The organism is Granulosicoccus antarcticus IMCC3135 (genome assembly GCF_002215215.1).
Lineage (GTDB): Bacteria > Pseudomonadota > Gammaproteobacteria > Granulosicoccales > Granulosicoccaceae > Granulosicoccus > Granulosicoccus antarcticus.
The window spans coordinates 6,971,303-6,989,401 of the sequence record NZ_CP018632.1 but is presented as its reverse complement, the minus strand read 5'-3'; the positions used below and the strand labels follow the sequence as shown (position 1 = coordinate 6,989,401).

Annotated in this window: 15 protein-coding genes; 12 read left to right on the top strand and 3 right to left on the bottom strand. The window is 53.7% G+C overall.

All coding sequences use genetic code 11. From position 1 onward, the window contains the following. Nucleotides 1-3: 3 nt before the first annotated feature. Complete coding sequence (locus IMCC3135_RS30305) at nt 4-453, bottom strand: universal stress protein (RefSeq protein ID WP_088920987.1); 450 nt, start codon at nt 451-453, stop codon at nt 4-6. Between the two features lie 264 nt (nt 454-717). Between IMCC3135_RS30305 and IMCC3135_RS30300 the strand changes: the two genes are divergently transcribed. The 7 genes from IMCC3135_RS30300 to IMCC3135_RS30270 all read left to right on the top strand — a co-directional run bounded on the left by IMCC3135_RS30300 (nt 718) and on the right by IMCC3135_RS30270 (nt 10,151). Beyond that, nucleotides 718-1,680: a phosphotransferase enzyme family protein gene (locus IMCC3135_RS30300; protein ID WP_088920986.1), complete on the top strand. Its 963-nt coding sequence runs from the start codon at nt 718-720 to the stop codon at nt 1,678-1,680. 197 nt (nt 1,681-1,877) lie between these two features. Continuing rightward, nucleotides 1,878-3,197, top strand: coding sequence for an SWIM zinc finger family protein (locus tag IMCC3135_RS30295; protein WP_088920985.1), 1,320 nt, complete (start codon nt 1,878-1,880; stop codon nt 3,195-3,197). Beyond that, nucleotides 3,197-4,702, top strand: a complete 1,506-nt coding sequence (locus IMCC3135_RS30290) for a DUF5691 domain-containing protein (RefSeq protein WP_088920984.1) — start codon at nt 3,197-3,199, stop codon at nt 4,700-4,702. Before IMCC3135_RS30295 ends, IMCC3135_RS30290 begins: the two co-directional genes overlap by 1 nt. A 1-nt stretch (nt 4,703) precedes the next feature. Then, on the top strand, nt 4,704-5,783 hold the full coding sequence (locus tag IMCC3135_RS30285) for an ATP-binding protein (RefSeq protein ID WP_088920983.1): 1,080 nt from the start codon (nt 4,704-4,706) through the stop codon (nt 5,781-5,783). Nucleotides 5,784-5,856: 73 nt separating this feature from the next. Next, complete coding sequence (locus tag IMCC3135_RS30280; RefSeq protein WP_088920982.1) at nt 5,857-8,175, top strand: DUF5682 family protein; 2,319 nt, start codon at nt 5,857-5,859, stop codon at nt 8,173-8,175. After that, nucleotides 8,168-9,343, top strand: a complete 1,176-nt coding sequence (locus IMCC3135_RS30275) for a VWA domain-containing protein (protein ID WP_088920981.1) — start codon at nt 8,168-8,170, stop codon at nt 9,341-9,343. Before IMCC3135_RS30280 ends, IMCC3135_RS30275 begins: the two co-directional genes overlap by 8 nt. Before the next feature lie 175 nt (nt 9,344-9,518). Then, the gene (locus IMCC3135_RS30270; protein ID WP_088920980.1) at nt 9,519-10,151 is read left to right on the top strand and encodes a hypothetical protein; all 633 of its coding nucleotides are present in this window, start codon (nt 9,519-9,521) and stop codon (nt 10,149-10,151) included. Nucleotides 10,152-10,419: 268 nt separating this feature from the next. On the opposite strand, the gene IMCC3135_RS30265 is transcribed toward IMCC3135_RS30270, so the two are convergent. Both IMCC3135_RS30265 and IMCC3135_RS30260 read right to left on the bottom strand, forming a co-directional pair. Beyond that, a complete protein-coding gene (locus IMCC3135_RS30265) occupies nt 10,420-11,082 on the bottom strand; it encodes a flavin reductase family protein (protein ID WP_088920979.1) in 663 nt (220 codons plus the stop codon). Beyond that, a complete protein-coding gene (locus IMCC3135_RS30260; RefSeq protein WP_088920978.1) occupies nt 11,079-11,774 on the bottom strand; it encodes a GntR family transcriptional regulator in 696 nt (231 codons plus the stop codon). The genes IMCC3135_RS30265 and IMCC3135_RS30260 overlap by 4 nt, the downstream gene beginning before the upstream one ends. A 148-nt stretch (nt 11,775-11,922) precedes the next feature. Between IMCC3135_RS30260 and IMCC3135_RS30255 the strand changes: the two genes are divergently transcribed. From IMCC3135_RS30255 to IMCC3135_RS30235, 5 genes are read left to right on the top strand one after another with little or no spacing between them, the layout of a single operon-like run. Next, entirely contained in the window at nt 11,923-13,491 is a 1,569-nt protein-coding gene (locus IMCC3135_RS30255; protein ID WP_088920977.1) for an ABC transporter substrate-binding protein, read from the top strand. Between the two features lie 54 nt (nt 13,492-13,545). Beyond that, a complete protein-coding gene (locus IMCC3135_RS30250; protein WP_088920976.1) occupies nt 13,546-14,544 on the top strand; it encodes an ABC transporter permease in 999 nt (332 codons plus the stop codon). Beyond that, nucleotides 14,534-15,457 (top strand): ABC transporter permease, encoded by a 924-nt coding sequence (locus tag IMCC3135_RS30245; RefSeq protein ID WP_205737785.1) that lies wholly within the window; start codon nt 14,534-14,536, stop codon nt 15,455-15,457. The genes IMCC3135_RS30250 and IMCC3135_RS30245 overlap by 11 nt, the downstream gene beginning before the upstream one ends. Before the next feature lie 9 nt (nt 15,458-15,466). After that, the gene (locus IMCC3135_RS30240; RefSeq protein ID WP_088920974.1) at nt 15,467-16,660 is read left to right on the top strand and encodes an amidohydrolase family protein; all 1,194 of its coding nucleotides are present in this window, start codon (nt 15,467-15,469) and stop codon (nt 16,658-16,660) included. Continuing rightward, nucleotides 16,639-18,099 (top strand): chlorohydrolase family protein, encoded by a 1,461-nt coding sequence (locus tag IMCC3135_RS30235; protein ID WP_088920973.1) that lies wholly within the window; start codon nt 16,639-16,641, stop codon nt 18,097-18,099. The genes IMCC3135_RS30240 and IMCC3135_RS30235 overlap by 22 nt, the downstream gene beginning before the upstream one ends.

The window sequence follows — 18,099 nt, the reverse complement described above, 5'->3', positions numbered from 1 at the left end:
CGGTTATTCAACAACCGACAGGCAAGCGCATTTCGCCAGATGGTTGACCCGTTGAGAGGTGCTGCCCTGAAGAAGGGAGCCGATACTGCCTAACCCACGGCGACCCGTGATGATCAGATCCGCGCCACAACTTTCTGCGCAGGCGATTATATGGTCAGCAGGGTCACCAGGTTCTGTATGAGTTTGAGTGATTTTCTGATTACACTCCTCTGCAATGGCTTTGGCTGAACTCACTATCTTTTCGCAAGCTACCTCGACTTCCTCTAAAGAGGGCATCGCCATGGCCGCGTGATAACCCGCTACTGCTCCCATTGCAAAGGCAACTGTTTGTGGTTGCGGTGTATGTACAAGATGTAGTTCAGAACTGTACTTCTGAGCAAGATCACATGCCATGCGCAAAGCGTGTTCAGACTGTGGTGAGCCGTCAATGCCTACAACGATTTTCTCGAACATATCTGCTTTCCTCGTATGTGCATCAAGTAACAATAAAGTTAACGCGAATGTCGCAGCTGATTATTGAGATAGAGCAAGAAAGGTCTGAATCGATTGGCTTGAACCCGACAGTTTTTTGCGGGGAATCAACAGGCAATTGAGGTTGCAGTCGATGGTTGTTCCACGAAACGTGCCTTTCATCGATCCAGTTTGTCATAGGGGAATCTGTTGCACGGTGCTACAGTGATTTTCCCCGAAGTTGCCTGACAGCGATGGTCGACGAATATGGAAATTGCAGCTAGTTATTCTACAGCCAGCGAAAGTGAGCTCCTATCCAGGCTGGTCCCTGAGTATCTGATAGAAGATCCACAGACATGTCGATTCTGGCAGCGTGGAATAAATGATACGTACAGAGTCTGTTGCACGGATGATATCTATTCTTTGCGCCTCTACCGGCACGGCCTGCGTTCCAGAGAAGATATAGACTTCGAAATCGCGGCTTTGAATTATCTGAGCAAGCGTGGCGCGAAAGTGGCTCGTCCGATTGCCAGGCGCAACGGTGAGTATGTCTCACAAGTCTATTTGCCAGAAGGCTTGCGATATGCGGTTGTGACAACGCACGCACTGGGCTCAGAGCCGGATTATGATGATGTGGAAAACGGGCGACTGTTCGGGGCGTCCGTTGCTGAGCTGCATCATCTTTCCGATGGGTTTGAGACTGAGCATGTACGTTCCAGGCTTGAAGTCGATTATCTTCTGGATGAATCACTGAACATCATCAAGCCTTTTCTAAACAACAAAAAGGACGATCTGACTTATCTTGAGGAGACGGCGAACGAACTTCGACGGGCGGTGAATAGCGTTGCGATAGAGAGTCTGGATGTCGGCTTCTGCCATGGTGACTGTCATGGTTGCAACGTTCATGAAAGCGAAGGCTTGCTGACGCACTTTGATTTTGATTGTTGTGGTTTTGGCTTTCGCGTGTTTGAACTGGCGACTTTCAAATGGGGTATTTTCGGAGATGATAATCAAAGTGAGCTCTGGTCATCATTTCTGGACGGGTATCGTTCTGAGCGCGAAATTGGCGACGAGGATTTTTCTTTGATTGATACCTTTGTGGTCATTCGTCATATCTGGTGGATGGCCCTGATCATGGGCAATGCCAGGGATTTTGGACATCGTGCGACAAGCGATGAGTTTATTGTTCGTCAGCTTGGAAAAGTCAGAAAGCTGATGCAGGCAAGGTAGAGTTGGCAGACTCGCCCTTGTCGCAAGCTCAAGGGACTATGATTGGAAACCTCTTGTCGTGGTCAGGCATTTCCGTTAGCCTTTATCTTGCCTATGCGGAGCTGGACGCGTGAAGAAAACTGAAATGATCGGCGATGACTCCTGTTTGAGGCTGCCTCATATGGCTCGGCTCGGCAACAGTTATTGAACCAGTTCAGATGATTTCACCCGATCAAGTAACGGCGCTCGCGCCTGATGCTGCCTCCTTCAAAGCTGGCAAGGCGCTGGCGGTTGCCAGTAAGTGGACTGATCTTGGCCATAACGAAACCATGTTGTGGGGCTTGGCAAAGGGCTCTGGCAAGAACCCGTACAAGACCCAAGTGTCTGTCGCTGACTTTGCCAGTAAATGTAGTTGCCCCAGTCGCAAGTTCCCTTGCAAGCATGCCTTGGGTCTCATGTTTATTGCTGCAGAGGATCTATCAAAACTGACGACCGGTGATATGCCCGATTGGGCCAGGGATTGGTTGGAGTCGCGCACCGAGCGAAAGGAAAAAGCCGAGAAAAAGAAGAGCACTGCCAAACCCAAGAACGAAGAAACCGCAGCGCGCAGCCGACAGAAGCGTGGGGCAAGAATAGATGAAGGTATTGATCTTCTAAGTAGTTTCCTGCTCGATCTGATGAGTCAGGGCCTGGGGCAAGCCAGTCTGAGTGATGGCGCAATCTGGGATGATGTGGCACGTCGACTGGTTGATTGTCAGGCGCCGGGTCTGGCCAGCCATGTTCGTCGCTTCGATGAAATTGCCCATGCCAGCACGAACTGGGAGCAACGTCTTTTACATGAGATGGGTTCGCTTTACCTGTTACTACATGGTTACCGGCAACGTGAATCCTTATCAGATGACTTGCGGGCAGAGGTTGAGCAGCGTATAGGCTGGCAGCTCGCCAAAGAAGACATACTCAAGGGGCACTGTCTACAGGACGACTGGTTTGTTGCTTATCGCACCATCACCCATGCTGACAAGCTAACTGTTTTCTCAAACTGGCTTTACGGTAGAAACCATCAGCAGTGGGCCTTGATGTTGTCATTCGGTACACCCGGATCGGCACCTGTCTCACTCTGGCCGGTTGGCAGTCTTGTCAGTACCGAGCTGGCGTTCTACCCGGGGGCAGGTCTTGAGCGAGCCATTGCGGTCAATGAGTCGGCACAGGTGGCCATGGACACAAAGCTTACGGCGCCGGCCGAATCGATCAGGCAATTATTGCATCGGGTATCGGTCTCATTGGCAGCAAACCCCTGGCAAACCCGGTTCCCCTGCCTGATCCAGGTGCAACCGGTGATGGACGGTGGCAGGCTTATGCTGGTGGATGACGAGGCGCAGGCTCTGCCTTGGCAAGCCTCCCGTGAAGAGCAGCTCATGGTAACGGCTATCTCAGGTGGTCAGGCAATCATGCTGGCGGGCGAGTGGGATGGCCATGTTATTCGTTTGCATGCTGCTGATGATCAAGGGACCTGGTTTGCATTACGAGAACAATTTTAATGAGCCAGTCCGTTTTGTTGAAAGCTGCACTGCTTGGAACACAACGTTGCGACGACTTTTCGATAGCGCCGCATGCACAGTTGGAAGCCACCTGGAAGGCTTTGGCCGAGCAGCCGGATCGCTCGGCTGCCTTGTTGCAAGCCGCCGCATTGGAAGACATGGCTTTGCGGGCGGGTAGGCGTGCGACATCAGTTGAACTGCCATCAGCCTGTCAGGCAGAGACTCAACCCTATATACCGGTGGCGGCTGCACGTGCAGCCTGGGATCTGATGCGAGGACCATTTTCTCAGTTGCTGATTGAATGGATTAATGTTGCTCGTGCCGGTGGATATATCGTCACCCCCAGGTTGTTGCCGGCCATGCTGGAATTCGGCCGTGCCAATGTCAATATGCGCCTCGCTGTTGCCGATATTGTCGGGTCTCGAGGTCGTTGGCTGGCCGCACAGTCCGAGACATGGGCCTGGCTGGATTCACACGCGGACATGCAGGTGGATGGGGCGTGGTGGCAGACGGGTACCCCTAGTCAGCGTCGTGCCTGGTTAGAGCAGCAACTCAAGCTTGATCCGCAGCAGGCAGCCGAGTCAATCGGGCAATCCTGGCCAGGGGACTCACCTGACATGCGCGAAAGCTTTGCTGAGCTGGTCGCAGATTACCCGCATGCGGCACACGAAGACTGGTTGCAGCAACGTGCCTTGAAAGATCGCCGTCAAGCCACTCGCCGGTTTGCAACCAAAGCCCTGATGCAGATACCCGGTTCGGATTTTCGAGTGCGAGCTGAGCAGCGAGCGCTCTCCTTGCTGACGGTGAAAAGCAAATTGCTGGGCCGTACACAGCTGCTCTTCAATCCGCCAGATCACTTTGATTCACAATGGCTCGAAGACGGGATTCGTGAGAAACCGCCCACGGGTACAGGCGCCAAAGCATTTTGGGCGACGCAGATGATTGCTGCGATTCCACTTCAAGCTTGGTCATCACTACTAGAGCATGATGATCCGTTTTCACTGACCATTGATCCAGACTGGGCGGATACCATCGTGGCGGGTTGGCAGCAGGCAGCCTCCTTGTATCCGCATGCTGGCACTCTGGCGCTGTTGCTCAAACGCCTGGCAAAGCATGACACTGTCAATTCCTTGTATCAAGCGCTTGAGCCTCTGCTGAGCCCGTTAGAGCCGAACGAGGTGGCAGATCTTCTCGAGCCTCTCAAGTTGTCTGATGAGCAGCGACTGATGTTGCTACGACAATTCTTGCCAAGCCTGAATGCCAACCGGCATCTGGTTCTGCATAGGGTTGCCAGTGAATGGCCCGGCACTGCTGCATCGCGCAACGTTTCAAAAGCCGATGCCATTGCCTTGGCCGGTTGCTGTGATCGACAGCAGATAGCGACATTGCTGGAAAGAATAAGCACGTTTACTGATTTATCAGCCTCTGGTGAAGAGTTTGCCCGAGCGTTGGAATATCGCCACAACTATCTCAAGCATTTTGTTGAACCGAACGAGTCCAGATGACATGACGACTGTCTTGCGTGAACACGCCGAATCGCTGTACGCCGAAGAACTGACTGCCCTGGAGAAGTTCGACACGCGGCCCAGGCCTGCGCAGTGGAAACTGTCACCCTGGGCTGTCACTGACTATCTACTGGGCACAACCCTGGAAGATGGCACCGTGGTATCGCCCAAATACATTGGTGACCGGCGATTGATGGAGGTGGCCGTTGCCACGCTTGCCACCGACCGGGCCTTGCTGCTACTGGGCGTGCCGGGTACTGCCAAGTCCTGGGTCTCGGAGCATCTGACGGCTGCTGTGACCGGCGACTCGACGTTGCTGATACAAGGCACCTCGGGTATCGGTGAAGAGGCATTACGCTATAACTGGAATTATGCGCAGCTATTGGCCAAAGGCCCTTCCATGGATGCTCTGGTTCCCTCGCCAATGATGCATGCCATGCGCGATGGCAAGTTGTGCCGCATTGAAGAGCTCACGCGCATTCCATCTGATGTGCAAGATACGCTTATCACGATTCTCTCCGAGAAGATTCTGCCGATTCCCGAACTCAGCCAAGAGGTTCAGGCCACGGCAGGCTTCAACGTGATTGCTACCGCCAACTCGCGAGATCGTGGCGTTAACGAGCTCTCGTCAGCCCTGCAAAGACGATTCAACACCGTGGTCTTGCCACTACCGCGTAGTCTTGATATCGAAGTCAGCATCGTCCAGTCGCGGGTCGAGTCGATGGCCAGTGCATTGGCCCTGCCAGCCGAACCTGCCGCACTGGAAGAGATTCGTCGTGTGGTCACCATCTTTCGCGAGTTGCGATCGGGGATGACAGAAGATGGCAAGGCCAAGATCAAATCCCCCAGTGGCACCTTGTCCACCGCCGAGGCTATTTCTGTAGTAACCAATGGTCTGTGTCTGGCGGGTCATTTTGGTGATGGCAAGATGAATGCGCATGACCTGGCGACCGGCATGATAGGAGCTGTAGTTAAAGATCCTTCACAAGATCCTACCGTGTTTCGAGAGTATCTGGAGACGGTGATCAAGGAGCGTAATGGTTGGAGTGATCTTTATCGCGCCTGCCGGGATCAACTGTGAAGGGAGGTTGGCGATGTCATATCTGGAAACGTCGGAAAGCAGTCTGCGACATTTAGTTGCTTAGGGCTCCGCTATGAAAATCTATGGTATCCGTCATCACGGGCCGGGATGCGCACGCAGCCTGTTGCTGGCACTCGAAGCTCAACAACCTGATGCCATTCTGGTAGAGGCACCAGCGGAGGTTGATAGCCTGCTGGCAGATGCGGCAAACCCGGAGATGAAACCGCCCTTTGCGGCGCTGTTGTATCAGGCGGATTCTCCGCAGATTGCAGCCTTCTACCCTTACGCCCGTTTTTCACCGGAATGGCAGGCGCTGCAATGGGCGCAGGAAAACAACTGTCCGGTGCGCAGCATGGACTTGCCGGCTGCACACAGTTTTGCCTTGCAAGCCGCCGATAAGGTCGCTGCTGAATTGCAGCGTGAGGCAGAGTTGCGGGTTGAGTCATCGCCAGAGGATGCTTTTGCTGCTGAAGAGGCCGGTGCGGCGAGTGCGGCGAATACGGATTCCACTGCTGACATGAGGGTTGATCCAACCGGTGACCCATTAGGGTATTTTGCTCGCGCCGACGGATATGCCGATGGCGAACGTTGGTGGAATGACAAGTTGGAGGAGCGCAGTGATTCGGCCAGTTTTTTCGATGCCATTCTTGAAGCGGTGACGGCATTGCGTGCCGAGCTTGCCAACGTCGAGTCCGATCGCACCTTGCAGCGCGAGGCCTGGATGCGACGGCAGATTCGTGCCGCGAAAAAGGATGGCTTTACTAATATTGCCGTTGTTTGCGGCGCATGGCATGCCCCGGTTCTGGCCAACGTGCCCAAGGTCAGTGAAGACAACGCCTTGCTCAAAGGGTTGCCCAAGGTCAAGGTATCCGCCACCTGGACGCCCTGGACCTATGAGCGGCTGGCGGCGGAGAGTGGCTACGGCGCAGGTGTTCGATCGCCGGGTTGGTACGATCATCTGTGGTCCTGCCGTCGCTATCCCTTTACCACCTGGATGACCAAAGCGGCCCGTGTGCTTCGTCAGGCGGATCTGGAAGGTTCGCCGGCCTCTATCATCGAAGCCACTCGTCTGGCTGAGTCTCTGGCGGGTATGCGTGGTCGGCCCAAGCCGGGTCTGGACGAGTCTCTGGAGGCCATTCGCACCGTATTCTGTGCAGGAGAGCAGGCTCCACTGGCTTTACTGAAGAAGCCGCTGCTGATTGGCAAGAAGATGGGCACGGTGCCAGAGGGTATTACCAATCTGCCCTTGCAGCGAGATATTGAAGCAACGCAGAAGCGCCTGCGTTTAAAGCCTGTCGCTGAAATGCGTGAGCTGGTACTTGATCTGCGTGAAGAATCAGGCCGCAACCGCAGTGCCTTCCTGCATCGACTGCAGGCATTGTCCATTCGCTATGGCAGGAAAACCCATTCGCGTACACAAGGTACCTTCAAGGAAAGCTGGCGTCTGGAGTGGCAGCCAGGATTTGTGTTGGATATTGTGGATGCCTCGCGCTATGGCAATACCCTTGAATTTGCGGCAGGTCAGGCTCTGCTGAGCGAGGGCGGTGACGCCAGCATCGAAACCATCACCGAGCGCCTTGATCTCGCTTTATTAGCCGATTTACCTGATATCGCGCCGATACTGGTTAATCAGTTGAACCAGAGTGCGGCCTCCACCAGCGATGCGGTCGAGTTGATGCGGGCGGTACCCGCCCTGGTGCGCATTGTGCGCTACGGTGATGTTCGCAAGACAGACAGCACAGCCTTGTGGCATGTGCTTGGGCAACTGACGACACGTATTCACGTGGCCTTGGTGCCGACCAGTGCCAGCCTGGCTGATGACAAGGCCAGTGCATTGGTCGCACTGCTGCGCCGCTATGCCGAGGCCTTGAATACCCTGCAAGACAACGACATGACTCAAGCCTTCATGCGTAGTCTGCAAGCGGTTGCCAACAGTGAGGCGAGCAGTCCGGAACCCAAGGGCTGCGCCACACGGTTACTGAGTGATGCGAATGAGCTGGAAAAGCCGGCCATTGCCACGCTGTTCAGCTACGCCTTGTCAAGCGGCAACGAGCCTGCAGACTCTGCCGCCTGGCTGGAAGGTTTTTTGTCTGCCAGCGGTGCCATACTGGTTCACGATACGGCCCTGTTGGCGCTGGTTGATGACTGGTTGCCAACACTGACAGAGTCGGGCTTTGTGCAAATACTGCCACTGCTGCGTCGCACCTTTGGTCAGTTCTCCAGACCCGAGCGAAGCCAGATAGGACAGGTGGTTCAGTCCAAAGGCTTGCATGCCAGCCCCGTTGCCGGTTCGGTCACGGCACCTTCGTTCGATATTGATTTTGAGCAGGCCTTGCCTGCACTAACCACTGTCACCACGCTATTGAACTTGCCACCTCCCGCCCATGACTGATTCTCGCGAACGACGTTGGCGCCTGATGCTGGGCGAACCGGCCAGTGCTCTACAGCCCAGTCTGTCTGATGATGACCAGCGTATGGATCAGGCGCTGGAAGCACTGTATGACACCGATCCCAGTCAAGGCGGTAGTAGCTCACGCCGAGGGGGTCTGGGTGCCTCCAGCCCCCGGTTGACCCGTTGGCTGGGTGATATACGCAAGTACTTCCCCTCAAGTGTTGTACAGGTTATGCAAAAAGATGCGATCGAGCGTCTGGACATGAAGCAGTTGCTACTGGAGCCTGAAACCCTGGCCGCCGCCGAACCTGACGTGCATCTGGTCTCAACCATTCTGTCGTTGAACCACATGATCCCCGAACAGACCCGAGAAACTGCACGACATGTGGTGCGCCGACTGGTTGATCAACTGCTGCGCAAACTGGAACAGCCCACGCGTTCTGCTGTCACCGGGGCACTTGCCCGAAATGTGCGCAACCCGCGCCCGCGTCAGCGCGAGATTGATTGGCATCGCACTATCAAGAAGAACCTGCGTCACTACCAGCCAGAATACAAGACCGTTATCCCGGAGACCCTGGTGGGTTATGGTCGCAAACGACAATCGTTGAAAGATGTTGTGCTGTGTATTGATCAAAGCGGATCAATGGCAGCGTCCATAATCTACTCATCGATATTCGGGGCCGTCATGGCATCCTTGCCCGCCATGAGTACGCGCTTCGTCCTGTTCGATACCGCGGTCGTCGACTTGACCGACCAGCTCAGCGATCCGGTTGATATTCTGTTTGGTACACAGCTGGGTGGTGGTACGGATATTCGTAAAGCCATTGAATACTGCGCCGGTCATATAACGCGGCCCGGTGATACCACCATGGTGCTTATTTCCGATCTGGAGGAGGGCGGTAGCCCCGCCGAGATGCTTAAATCGGCGGCTCGTATTATCGACAGCGGTGCGCAGCTGATCGTCTTGTTGGCATTGAGCGATGAGGGTGAGCCCTACTACAGTAAAACCAATGCAGCCAAGTTCGCCGCGCTCGGTATCCCTGTGTTTGCCTGTACGCCAGATCAGTTTCCAGAGCTGATGGCCGCCTGTCTGTCGCGTCGGGATTTGCAGCTCTGGGCGCGAGCAAATGGGGTGAAGCTGACCCGGCCGGAACGGGGTGATCGATAAACAAGTATCGGATGCCACTCCAAAAGAGCTTTTGTTACTGACTGTAATAGCGATATGTTTAAAGTTGATGAGCATAAGCACTAGCATAATTGCTAGTGGAGCCTATCCGTTTGGCTCTTGCCGTTAGTGATAAGCTGAATTCAGCTAGTAAAATTTTACTGAATGGAATTGTAGAATGATCGCCAGAATCTCAAAAATTGTCGTATCCGCATTATTGGTTGGAGGGTTACTGGGCTGTAGTAGCTCATCCAGTGAACCTGCAGATACCACGAATCCGCTCAACCCGACTGAGAACGAAGCTGAGAGTACGACTGAAACCGGTGACGTTACCTCTGGACTAAGCTGGACTGTTGATGGGGTTGCTTTTACAGGCGATGTTGAGCGATCGCAGCAAATCGCGCTAACCGAGTATCTATCAACATCGAATTCTACGACCGGTTTTAATTTTGGGTCCAACGTTGATGTGGGATCTGTAATTAATATTGCAGCTAATGAATCAGGCGCTGGCGATTACACGCTTGTTGGATCGCTCCAAGAGCTCATCGAGGCCCTACGAAATAGTCCAGGTTCACCCGTTGCCCACATCGCGGTTGTCGTGGACTCCATAGACGGTGGTAATGCTACGTGGAACTCTGCGACGGGCACCGTGTCTGCCACGATTGTGGGCGACGATGTCTATCATTACTCGACCTCCGAACCATTGACATTTACTCTTGATGCTCTTCCTGGCAGCGATACTTCAGGCACACCCCTGCAGGTTCAGGTCACACTCAACGATGTATTTGGCACAGTGGTTTCCAACCAGTAAAAACCCAGCTGGGTATCAATGAGTTATGGAGTTCTTTTAACACGGCATGAGTGCGGCCCAGCTCTACAAGTGGCGTTCAAAGTTGGGGTTCTGACCATAATACCTTTTGCTCTTTGCAGAGAAGTGACATTTGAAATCACAGTCACCTCAGGCGGAGCTACCAACACCTTCATCCAGCCGCTGAGCGCACACATAGGATTGCAGGGCAAAAGGGATTGTTTCACGATCCCTAAGGCTTTAATCAAATGTTTAGTCGCTTCGAACGAATCTAGGATTCCGTTCCTGAGAAACGCGGGTAGTGACCGGAGTCGAACTGCTCAACACTCATGCCGGGTAGATCGAAGTAGTCTTGCGAGAACGCATAACCCTGGCCACCCATTCTGCCAACGGCATCAAGTCTTTCATGGTCGGTATGGTGATTCTGCGGGTTGACGATATCCGAGCGAATGAAGGCTCGAAGAACAAGGCCAAGAACAATCTCGCGAGAGCTGCCGACTTCAATCCCCACGTGACGTTTGCATTCAAACGATACGGGAGCTTCAGCAATTCGTGGGCAGGCGACCGAGCTACCATCGATCATGGTGAGGCCCGCTTTTTCCATCTCGTTGACCTCTTCCGGGAATGAGGTTGCGGTGATGTTCATCGCATCGATGTTCGAGCGCCCGACGATGTTGACGGTAAACTCTTCGGTGCTTCGTATATTGGCGGCCGTATCCTTGAATGTGCGGTCAACTCTGTTCTCTATTCCCAGTGCAAGAATGGGTGGGTCAGAGGATAAGCAATTGAAGAAGCTGTAAGGTGCCGCATTCGGCACGCCATCGGTGCTGATTGTGGTGACCCAGGCAATAGGGCGGGGAACAACCGTACCGATAAGCAGTTTGTAGATGTCTTTCGGATTAAGGCTGTCGAAATTGAATTGAGTGTGGGTCATGCAGGTGGGTCCTCTGCGTATCGAGCCAGTACTGACTGAAGGTTGTCTTTTTCATCGCCGGACAAATCAGCACGACCCTGTACTGCGCCCAGATGGTGATCCATGATGGTCATGGCGCTCTTGATGTCCTTGTCACGAATAGCTTGAATGATGCTGCGGTGCTCATTAACCGCGCAGTCACTTGAGTGGCTTCTGCTGTACATCGCCAGTATCAGTGAGCAGCGGGTAACAAGCTCTGAGACGTAGTTGGCCAGAATCTTGTTGCCAGTGAGTTCGGCCAGCAGGATATGAAACTCGCCTGCCAGACGTATGGATGCCGGACCATTCTTGCCTTGCACACGGGCCTCATGGGCTACATGTGAATCCAGCGACTCCAGGCCAATTACCGATATGCGATCAACCAGTCGACGGATGACTTCGCCCTCTAAGCAGTGCCGGATCTCGAATATCTGCTCGGCCTCGTCAAGAGATGGTTCTGCCACGCACGATCCGCGATTGCGCTGAGTTTCTACCAGATGTTCGGTTTCGAGCCTGACCAGTGCCTGGCGCACGATGGTTCGACTAACGCCGAACTGCTCTCCAATAGCATCTTCTCTGAGTCGCGTGCCCGGTAGCAGTGCCTGTTCCAGGATAGCTCGGCGCAGTCGTTGATAGACGATCATGCCGTTAAAAGGTTGTTTAGCTGACGTCATCTTGCTTTGCGATGGGGGAGTGAGGCGAGTCTGTGATGATAGGATACTATATAAGAAAAAAACGTATACAAAAAATAATCCATTTTGTATACGATCCTGCTAGGATAATTACTCCGAACTTCTGATGTGCAGGAAACGAGAGACGTCCATGCGACTTAAACCGAAATTCATCCTTACCTCAGCAGCACTATTGCTGGCATGTTCTACGGCCCAGGCCGATGTTCTGAAGTGGGGAGCGAGCCGTGATATCGGTTCACTCGACCCATATTCCTATGGTGATAGCTTCACCATCAATGTGCTGAACCACACCTATGAAGGTCTGGTTCGTTACGACAAGAACCTGAAAATAGAGCCAGCACTAGCTGAGTCCTGGGAGATTCTGGACGATCAGATCACCTGGCGTTTCAAGTTGCGACCCGATGTGACATTCCACAACGGCAATACCTTTACCGCTGAAGATGTGGTTGCTTCATTGCAACGGGTCAGTCACGAAACCTCTCCACTGAAAGGTAATCTTCCAGCCTATGTGAGCTCGAAAGTAGTTGATGATCTGACCGTGGATGTGGTGCTCACTGGTCCTTATCCGCTACTGCTGAACGATCTGACCAACATCCATATCTTTGATAAACAATGGATGGTTGAGAATGATGCCGAGCTGCCTACCGATATTGGAGCGGGCACCGAAGGCTATGCCACCTATAACGCCAATGGCACCGGGCCGTTTATTGTCGAGAGTCGTCAGCCTGACGCCAAGACCGTCTTTGTAGTCAACCCTGACTGGTGGGATACCCCTGAACATAACCTGACAGGCTTTGAGTTGTTGCCGGTCAATTCTGCAGCTACTCGAGTGGCCGCCATGTTGTCAGGTGAAATCAACTTTACCAATGATGCACCGGTTCAGGATTTGCCCAGATTGGCAGCCGCACCTGATGTGAACGTTCTAGAAGGCGTGGACTTGCGTACGGTTATGCTGGGTATGAGCTTTAGGGACAAGCTGGTGAGTGGTTTGGATAATCCCTTCAAGGATGTCAGAGCCAGAAAGGCGCTGTATCAGGCGATTGATATGGAACAGCTGCGCAAGAAAGTCATGCGCGAAAAGTCCCGTAATGCCGGTGCCGTCATAGCTCCGCCCATTCCCGGTTATACCGAAGCACTGGATGAGCGTTTTGCCTTTGATGTGGATGCAGCCAAGGCACTGCTGGCAGAAGCCGGTGTGCCAGAAGGTCTGGAGTTTGATTTCAACTGTCTGCAAGACGGTCTGGTGAATGAGGAACAGATCTGTCAGGCCATCGCAGCCATGTGGAGCCGAATTGGTCTGAAACCGAATCTGGATGTTGCACCACAGGCGGTACAGACCCCAAAGCGCACCACGGGCAAGGCCGACGTCTACACCCTGGGTTGGGCAACATTGCCGATGCTGGATGCCTACAGCCCCTTGCTGCAGATTTTCCACAGCAAAGAGGGTAATTCAGGAGTGTTCAACTGGGGCGACTGGTCCTACCCGGAGCTGGACAAGTTAGTGCAAAGTGCCGGTTCGGAGCTGGACCTGGAAAAACGCATTGCGCTGGAGACCCAGGCACTGCAAATCGTCAAGGATGAAGTCATCATGATTCCCTTGCATCAGCAGCCAATGGTTTGGGCAACAACCAAGAATGTCTCTGACATGCCGTTGTTTCCGGATAACAAGCCTCGCCTCTGGTACGCATCGATGAAGTAGTACCGCATCTAAAACACATCCTCGTGCTCTTCATCTAATAGCCTGCTTCCTACCATGCTTGCATTCTTGTTAAAACGTTTGTTGAACGCGGCTTTTGTCATGTTGGCCGTCGCCTTTCTGGCCTTCATGATATTCCGCTTCTTCGGCGACCCTGTCGAGATGATGGTCAATGAGCAGGCAACCCAGTCGGACAGAGCCGAGCTGCGTGAGCGGCTCGGCTTGAACGATGGCTTGATGACTCAATATGCCCGGTTTGTAGGTAATGCGGTACAGGGGGATTTTGGTATCTCCTACCGCAACCAACAGGATGTGATGGTGTTGTTGGCAGACCGGTTTCCAGCCACCTTCGAGCTGGTCATTGTGGCCACGGTTTTGTCGCTGGTTATCGGCATTCCTTTTGGGGTGCTGACTGCGGTGTATCAGGAGCGCAAACTGGCTGATGGATTGCAGCTAGGTTCGATTATCGGTGTCTCCTTGCCCAGCTTTGTTGTGGGTATCTTGTTGATACTGGTGTTCTCGGTGACCCTGGGCTGGCTACCGGCGTTCGGGCGGGGAGATACCGTTGATATTGGTTGGTGGAGCAGCGGCTTTTTTACCTCCAGCGGGCGTGCGGCATTAGTGCTGCCCTCCATCTCCTTGTCACTGTTTCAGATCACACTGGTAATGCGCCTGGTCAGGGCAGAAATGCTGGAAGTGCTCCGCTCGGACTTCATCAAGTTTGCCCGGGCGCGCGGCTTGCCATTGAGTGTGGTGCATTGGCGACACGCGCTACGCAACTGTCTGATGCCGGTTATTACACTCACCGGTATGCAGATCGGTAATTTGATTGCCTTTGCACTGGTGACCGAAACCGTCTTCCAGTGGCCGGGTATGGGCTTACTGTTTATTCAAGCGGTGACTTTTGTAGATATTCCCGTGATGGCAGCCTATCTGATGGTGGTCGCATTCATTTTTGTTCTTATCAATACGCTGGTGGATATTACCTATGCGTACGTTGATCCGCGTCTGCGTAATGACGCCTCAGTCAAAGGAGGAGCGTCCAATGGCCATTGAGATGGTTGCCATTAATCGCTGGCGAAACAGTGAGCTCTGGTGGAGCTTTACACAGCGTCCGTCGGCTATCTTCGCCGTTATTCTACTGGCTATCGTGGTGCTCTCCAGTGTCTTTGCTCCGTGGATAACGCCGCAGAATCCGTACGATCTTGCCTCGCTGGATCTGATGAATTCGGAACTGCCCCCTATCTGGCTGGAAGGCGGGTCAATGCCCTATGTTATGGGTACCGATGTGCAGGGACGAGATCTGTATTCGGCCATTTTGTATGGGTCACGAACCTCGTTGATTATCGGGGCTTTATCGGTGCTACTGGCATTGAGCGTGGGTCTGACACTGGGCCTCATCGCTGGTTACTACGGGGGCTGGGTTGATAATGTATTGATGCGCCTGGGTGATGTGTTGCTGTCCATGCCGTTTATTTTAATCGCCATTCTGATCAGTGCCATGGCTGCCCAGACCTTGCCGGTAGGCGTCAGAGATTCCCTGACCAGCATGATCCTGGTGGTAGCGATTGCGGTGCCTTCCTGGGTTCAGTACGCCAGAACGGTGCGTGCCTCTGCCATGGTTGAGAAAAGTAAAGAATACGTGCAGGCAGCGCGATTGATCAGGGTGCGGCCCTGGCGAATTCTGCTGAACCACATCCTGCCCAATACACTGACGCCCATCATGGTAGCGGCCACCCTCAATTTTGGTCTGGCCATTCTGTCGGAAGCCACGCTGAGTTTTCTGGGTGTAGGCATGCCCTCTGATCAGCCTTCTCTGGGTACCTTGATTCGCATTGGCAATCAGTTTCTTTTTTCAGGTCTTTGGTGGGTGGTTCTGTTTCCATCAATACAACTGTGCCTCATCGTGCTGTCGGTGAACATGATCGGCGATTGGTTGCGCGACGCCTTGAACCCCAAACTTCGATAGGTAAATGTAATGACACACTCTGTATTATTGAAGAACGTTAGACCCATGGCAGGCCCTGCCACCGATGTACTGATCGTCGATGGCAAATTTGCCGCGGCAGGGCAGTCGCCTGTGGAGGGTATAGAGATTATCGATGGTGAGAATGCCATTCTGATACCCGGTTTGATAGAAGCACATACGCATCTGGACAAGTCGCTCTTGGGTTTGCCCTGGTATCGCAATGAGGTGGGCCCGCTGCTGGTTGACAAGATCACCAACGAACGCGAGTCAAAAATCCCTCTGGGGATGGACCCGCAGGTGCAAAGCGAACGGCAGGCCATTGTGTCCATGGCCAAGGGCAGTACCCATATTCGTAGCCATGTGGATGTAGATACCGTACACGGCTTGAAAGGTATTGAAGGCGTGATGGCAACGCGGGACAAAATGCGTGGCTGGATCGATATCGAGCTGGTTGCCTTTCCTCAGTCAGGAATGATGACGCGCCCCGGCACGGTGGAGTTGATGGATGAGGCCATGAAGCTGGGTTGTGAAGTGGTGGGCGGCCTGGATCCGTGTGCCATTGATCGTGACCCCAAGGGGCATCTGGACACCCTGTTTTCGTTGGCCGAGCGTTATGGCAAACCGATCGACATTCATCTGCATGAACGCGGTGAAATGGGCTGCTTTTCGATGGAGATGATCATTGAGCGCACACAAGCTTTGGGCATGCAGAATCAGGTAGTGGTGAGCCACGCTTTTTGTCTGGGACAGCCTGATCGCAAGTACGTGGCGCAATTGACCGAGCAGCTGGCCAAGAGCGGTATTCGCATCATGACCACCGGCCCTGCTGCGGTGACGGCGCCGGCTATTCAAGAACTGCGTGATGCAGGTGTTGTGGTCTGCTCCGGTTCTGATGGTATTCGGGATACCTGGGGGCCCTTTGGCAATGCCTGCATGCTGGATCGAGCCATGTTCCTGGCGCAGAGAAATAACTTCAGGCGTGATGATGAAGTGGAAATTGCGCTGGATGTGTGCACCTATGGTGGTGCTATTTCCATGGATATTGATAACTACGGCATTGCACCGGGTTGCGATGCTGATTGCGTATTGGTGGATGGTGAAAGCCTGACAGACATGATCGTCAGCAGCCCGGCCCGCAAGCGTGTTTTAAAGGCGGGTAAAACGATAGCGGAGAATGGCGAATGTCTGCTTCTGGCGCGGTGAACTCCACGCACACGCTACTGAGCGCTCGATGGGTTATCGGGCATGCGAATGGCGAGCATTGTGTGTATGAGCATGCTGAGGTGGTTTTTTGCGGCAACCACATTGTGCATGTGGGCCATGGTTATACAGGGCCTGTGGATAAGCGCCTTGACTATGGTGAAGCGATCATATCCCCGGGATTTATCGATCTGGATGCGTTGTCGGATCTGGATACCACCATTTTATCCTACGACAATGCATCGCCTGCCTCCACTGGCAGAGTATGGCCGCGCAGCTATGTCGAAAAAGGCCCGTTCGAAATGTACTCAGCCGAGGAGCTGGCATTCCAGAAGCACTTTGCCTTTTCTCAACTGATTCGTAACGGCATTACCACCGCACTGCCCATTGCCTCATTGTTTTATAGAGCGTGGGGCGAGACGGTGGCAGAGTTTGAAAGTGCGGCCCGTTCGGCAGATGCTCTGGGCTTGCGCGTTTATCTGGGGCCTGCTTATCGGACCGGCAATCAGGTGGTGGAAAGTAATGGCCAGGTAGTAGCCGAGTTTGATGAAGAGCGAGGCCTGGCAGAGCTTGAGGCGGCTGCAGCCTTTGCCCAGCGTATGGAGGACAATGACAGCCCGCTGCTCAGAGGCATGTTGGCTCCGGATCGTATTGAGACCTGTACCGCTGAGCTTCTGAAAAGAACCTCAGAGACTGCCAAACGCTTGAACGTACCGGTGAGGTTGCACTGTTGTCAGTCATCGACGGAGCTGGCGCTAATTCAGCAGATGCATGGTAGTACACCCATCGAGTGGCTGGATAAGCTGAATTTTCTATCCGATGGTTGCTTGCTGCCACACGGGGTGCATATGACCGATACGGATATTGAGCTGGCCGTGGAGGCCGGCGTAACAGTTGTGCATTGTCCACTGGTATCGGCTCGACATGGCAGCACACTTGACTCCTTCATGAGTTACAAGGCCCGTGGCATGAAGCTGGCCATGGGAACCGATACCTGGCCACCTGACATGATTCAGAATCTGCAACAAGGCGTCATCATGAATCGTGCCGCAGACAGCGCAGGTGTTGAAAGCTGTCGAAGTGAGAGTCTGTTCGATGCGGCTACTCTGGGAGGTGCTACGGCTTTGAAACGCCCTGATTTGGGCAAGCTTGAGTCAGGAGCGTGCGCCGATATCATTGTCATCAAGCTGGACCGCAGTTTATGCGGGCCTGACCCGGTACAAAGCCTGATGACCGGCTGCAGTGGTCGGGATGTCAGCAATGTCTTCATCCATGGCCGACATGTTCTGGTTGACGGGGAGATTCCGGGTGTGGATAACGATGCGGACTGGGTGCAGGCACAGCAGCAGTTCGACAAGATCATTTCACTCTACCCGGAACGGACACTGAACCATCCGCCGGTGGATGACATATTTTCGACAAGCTACCCGCGAGCTGAATAG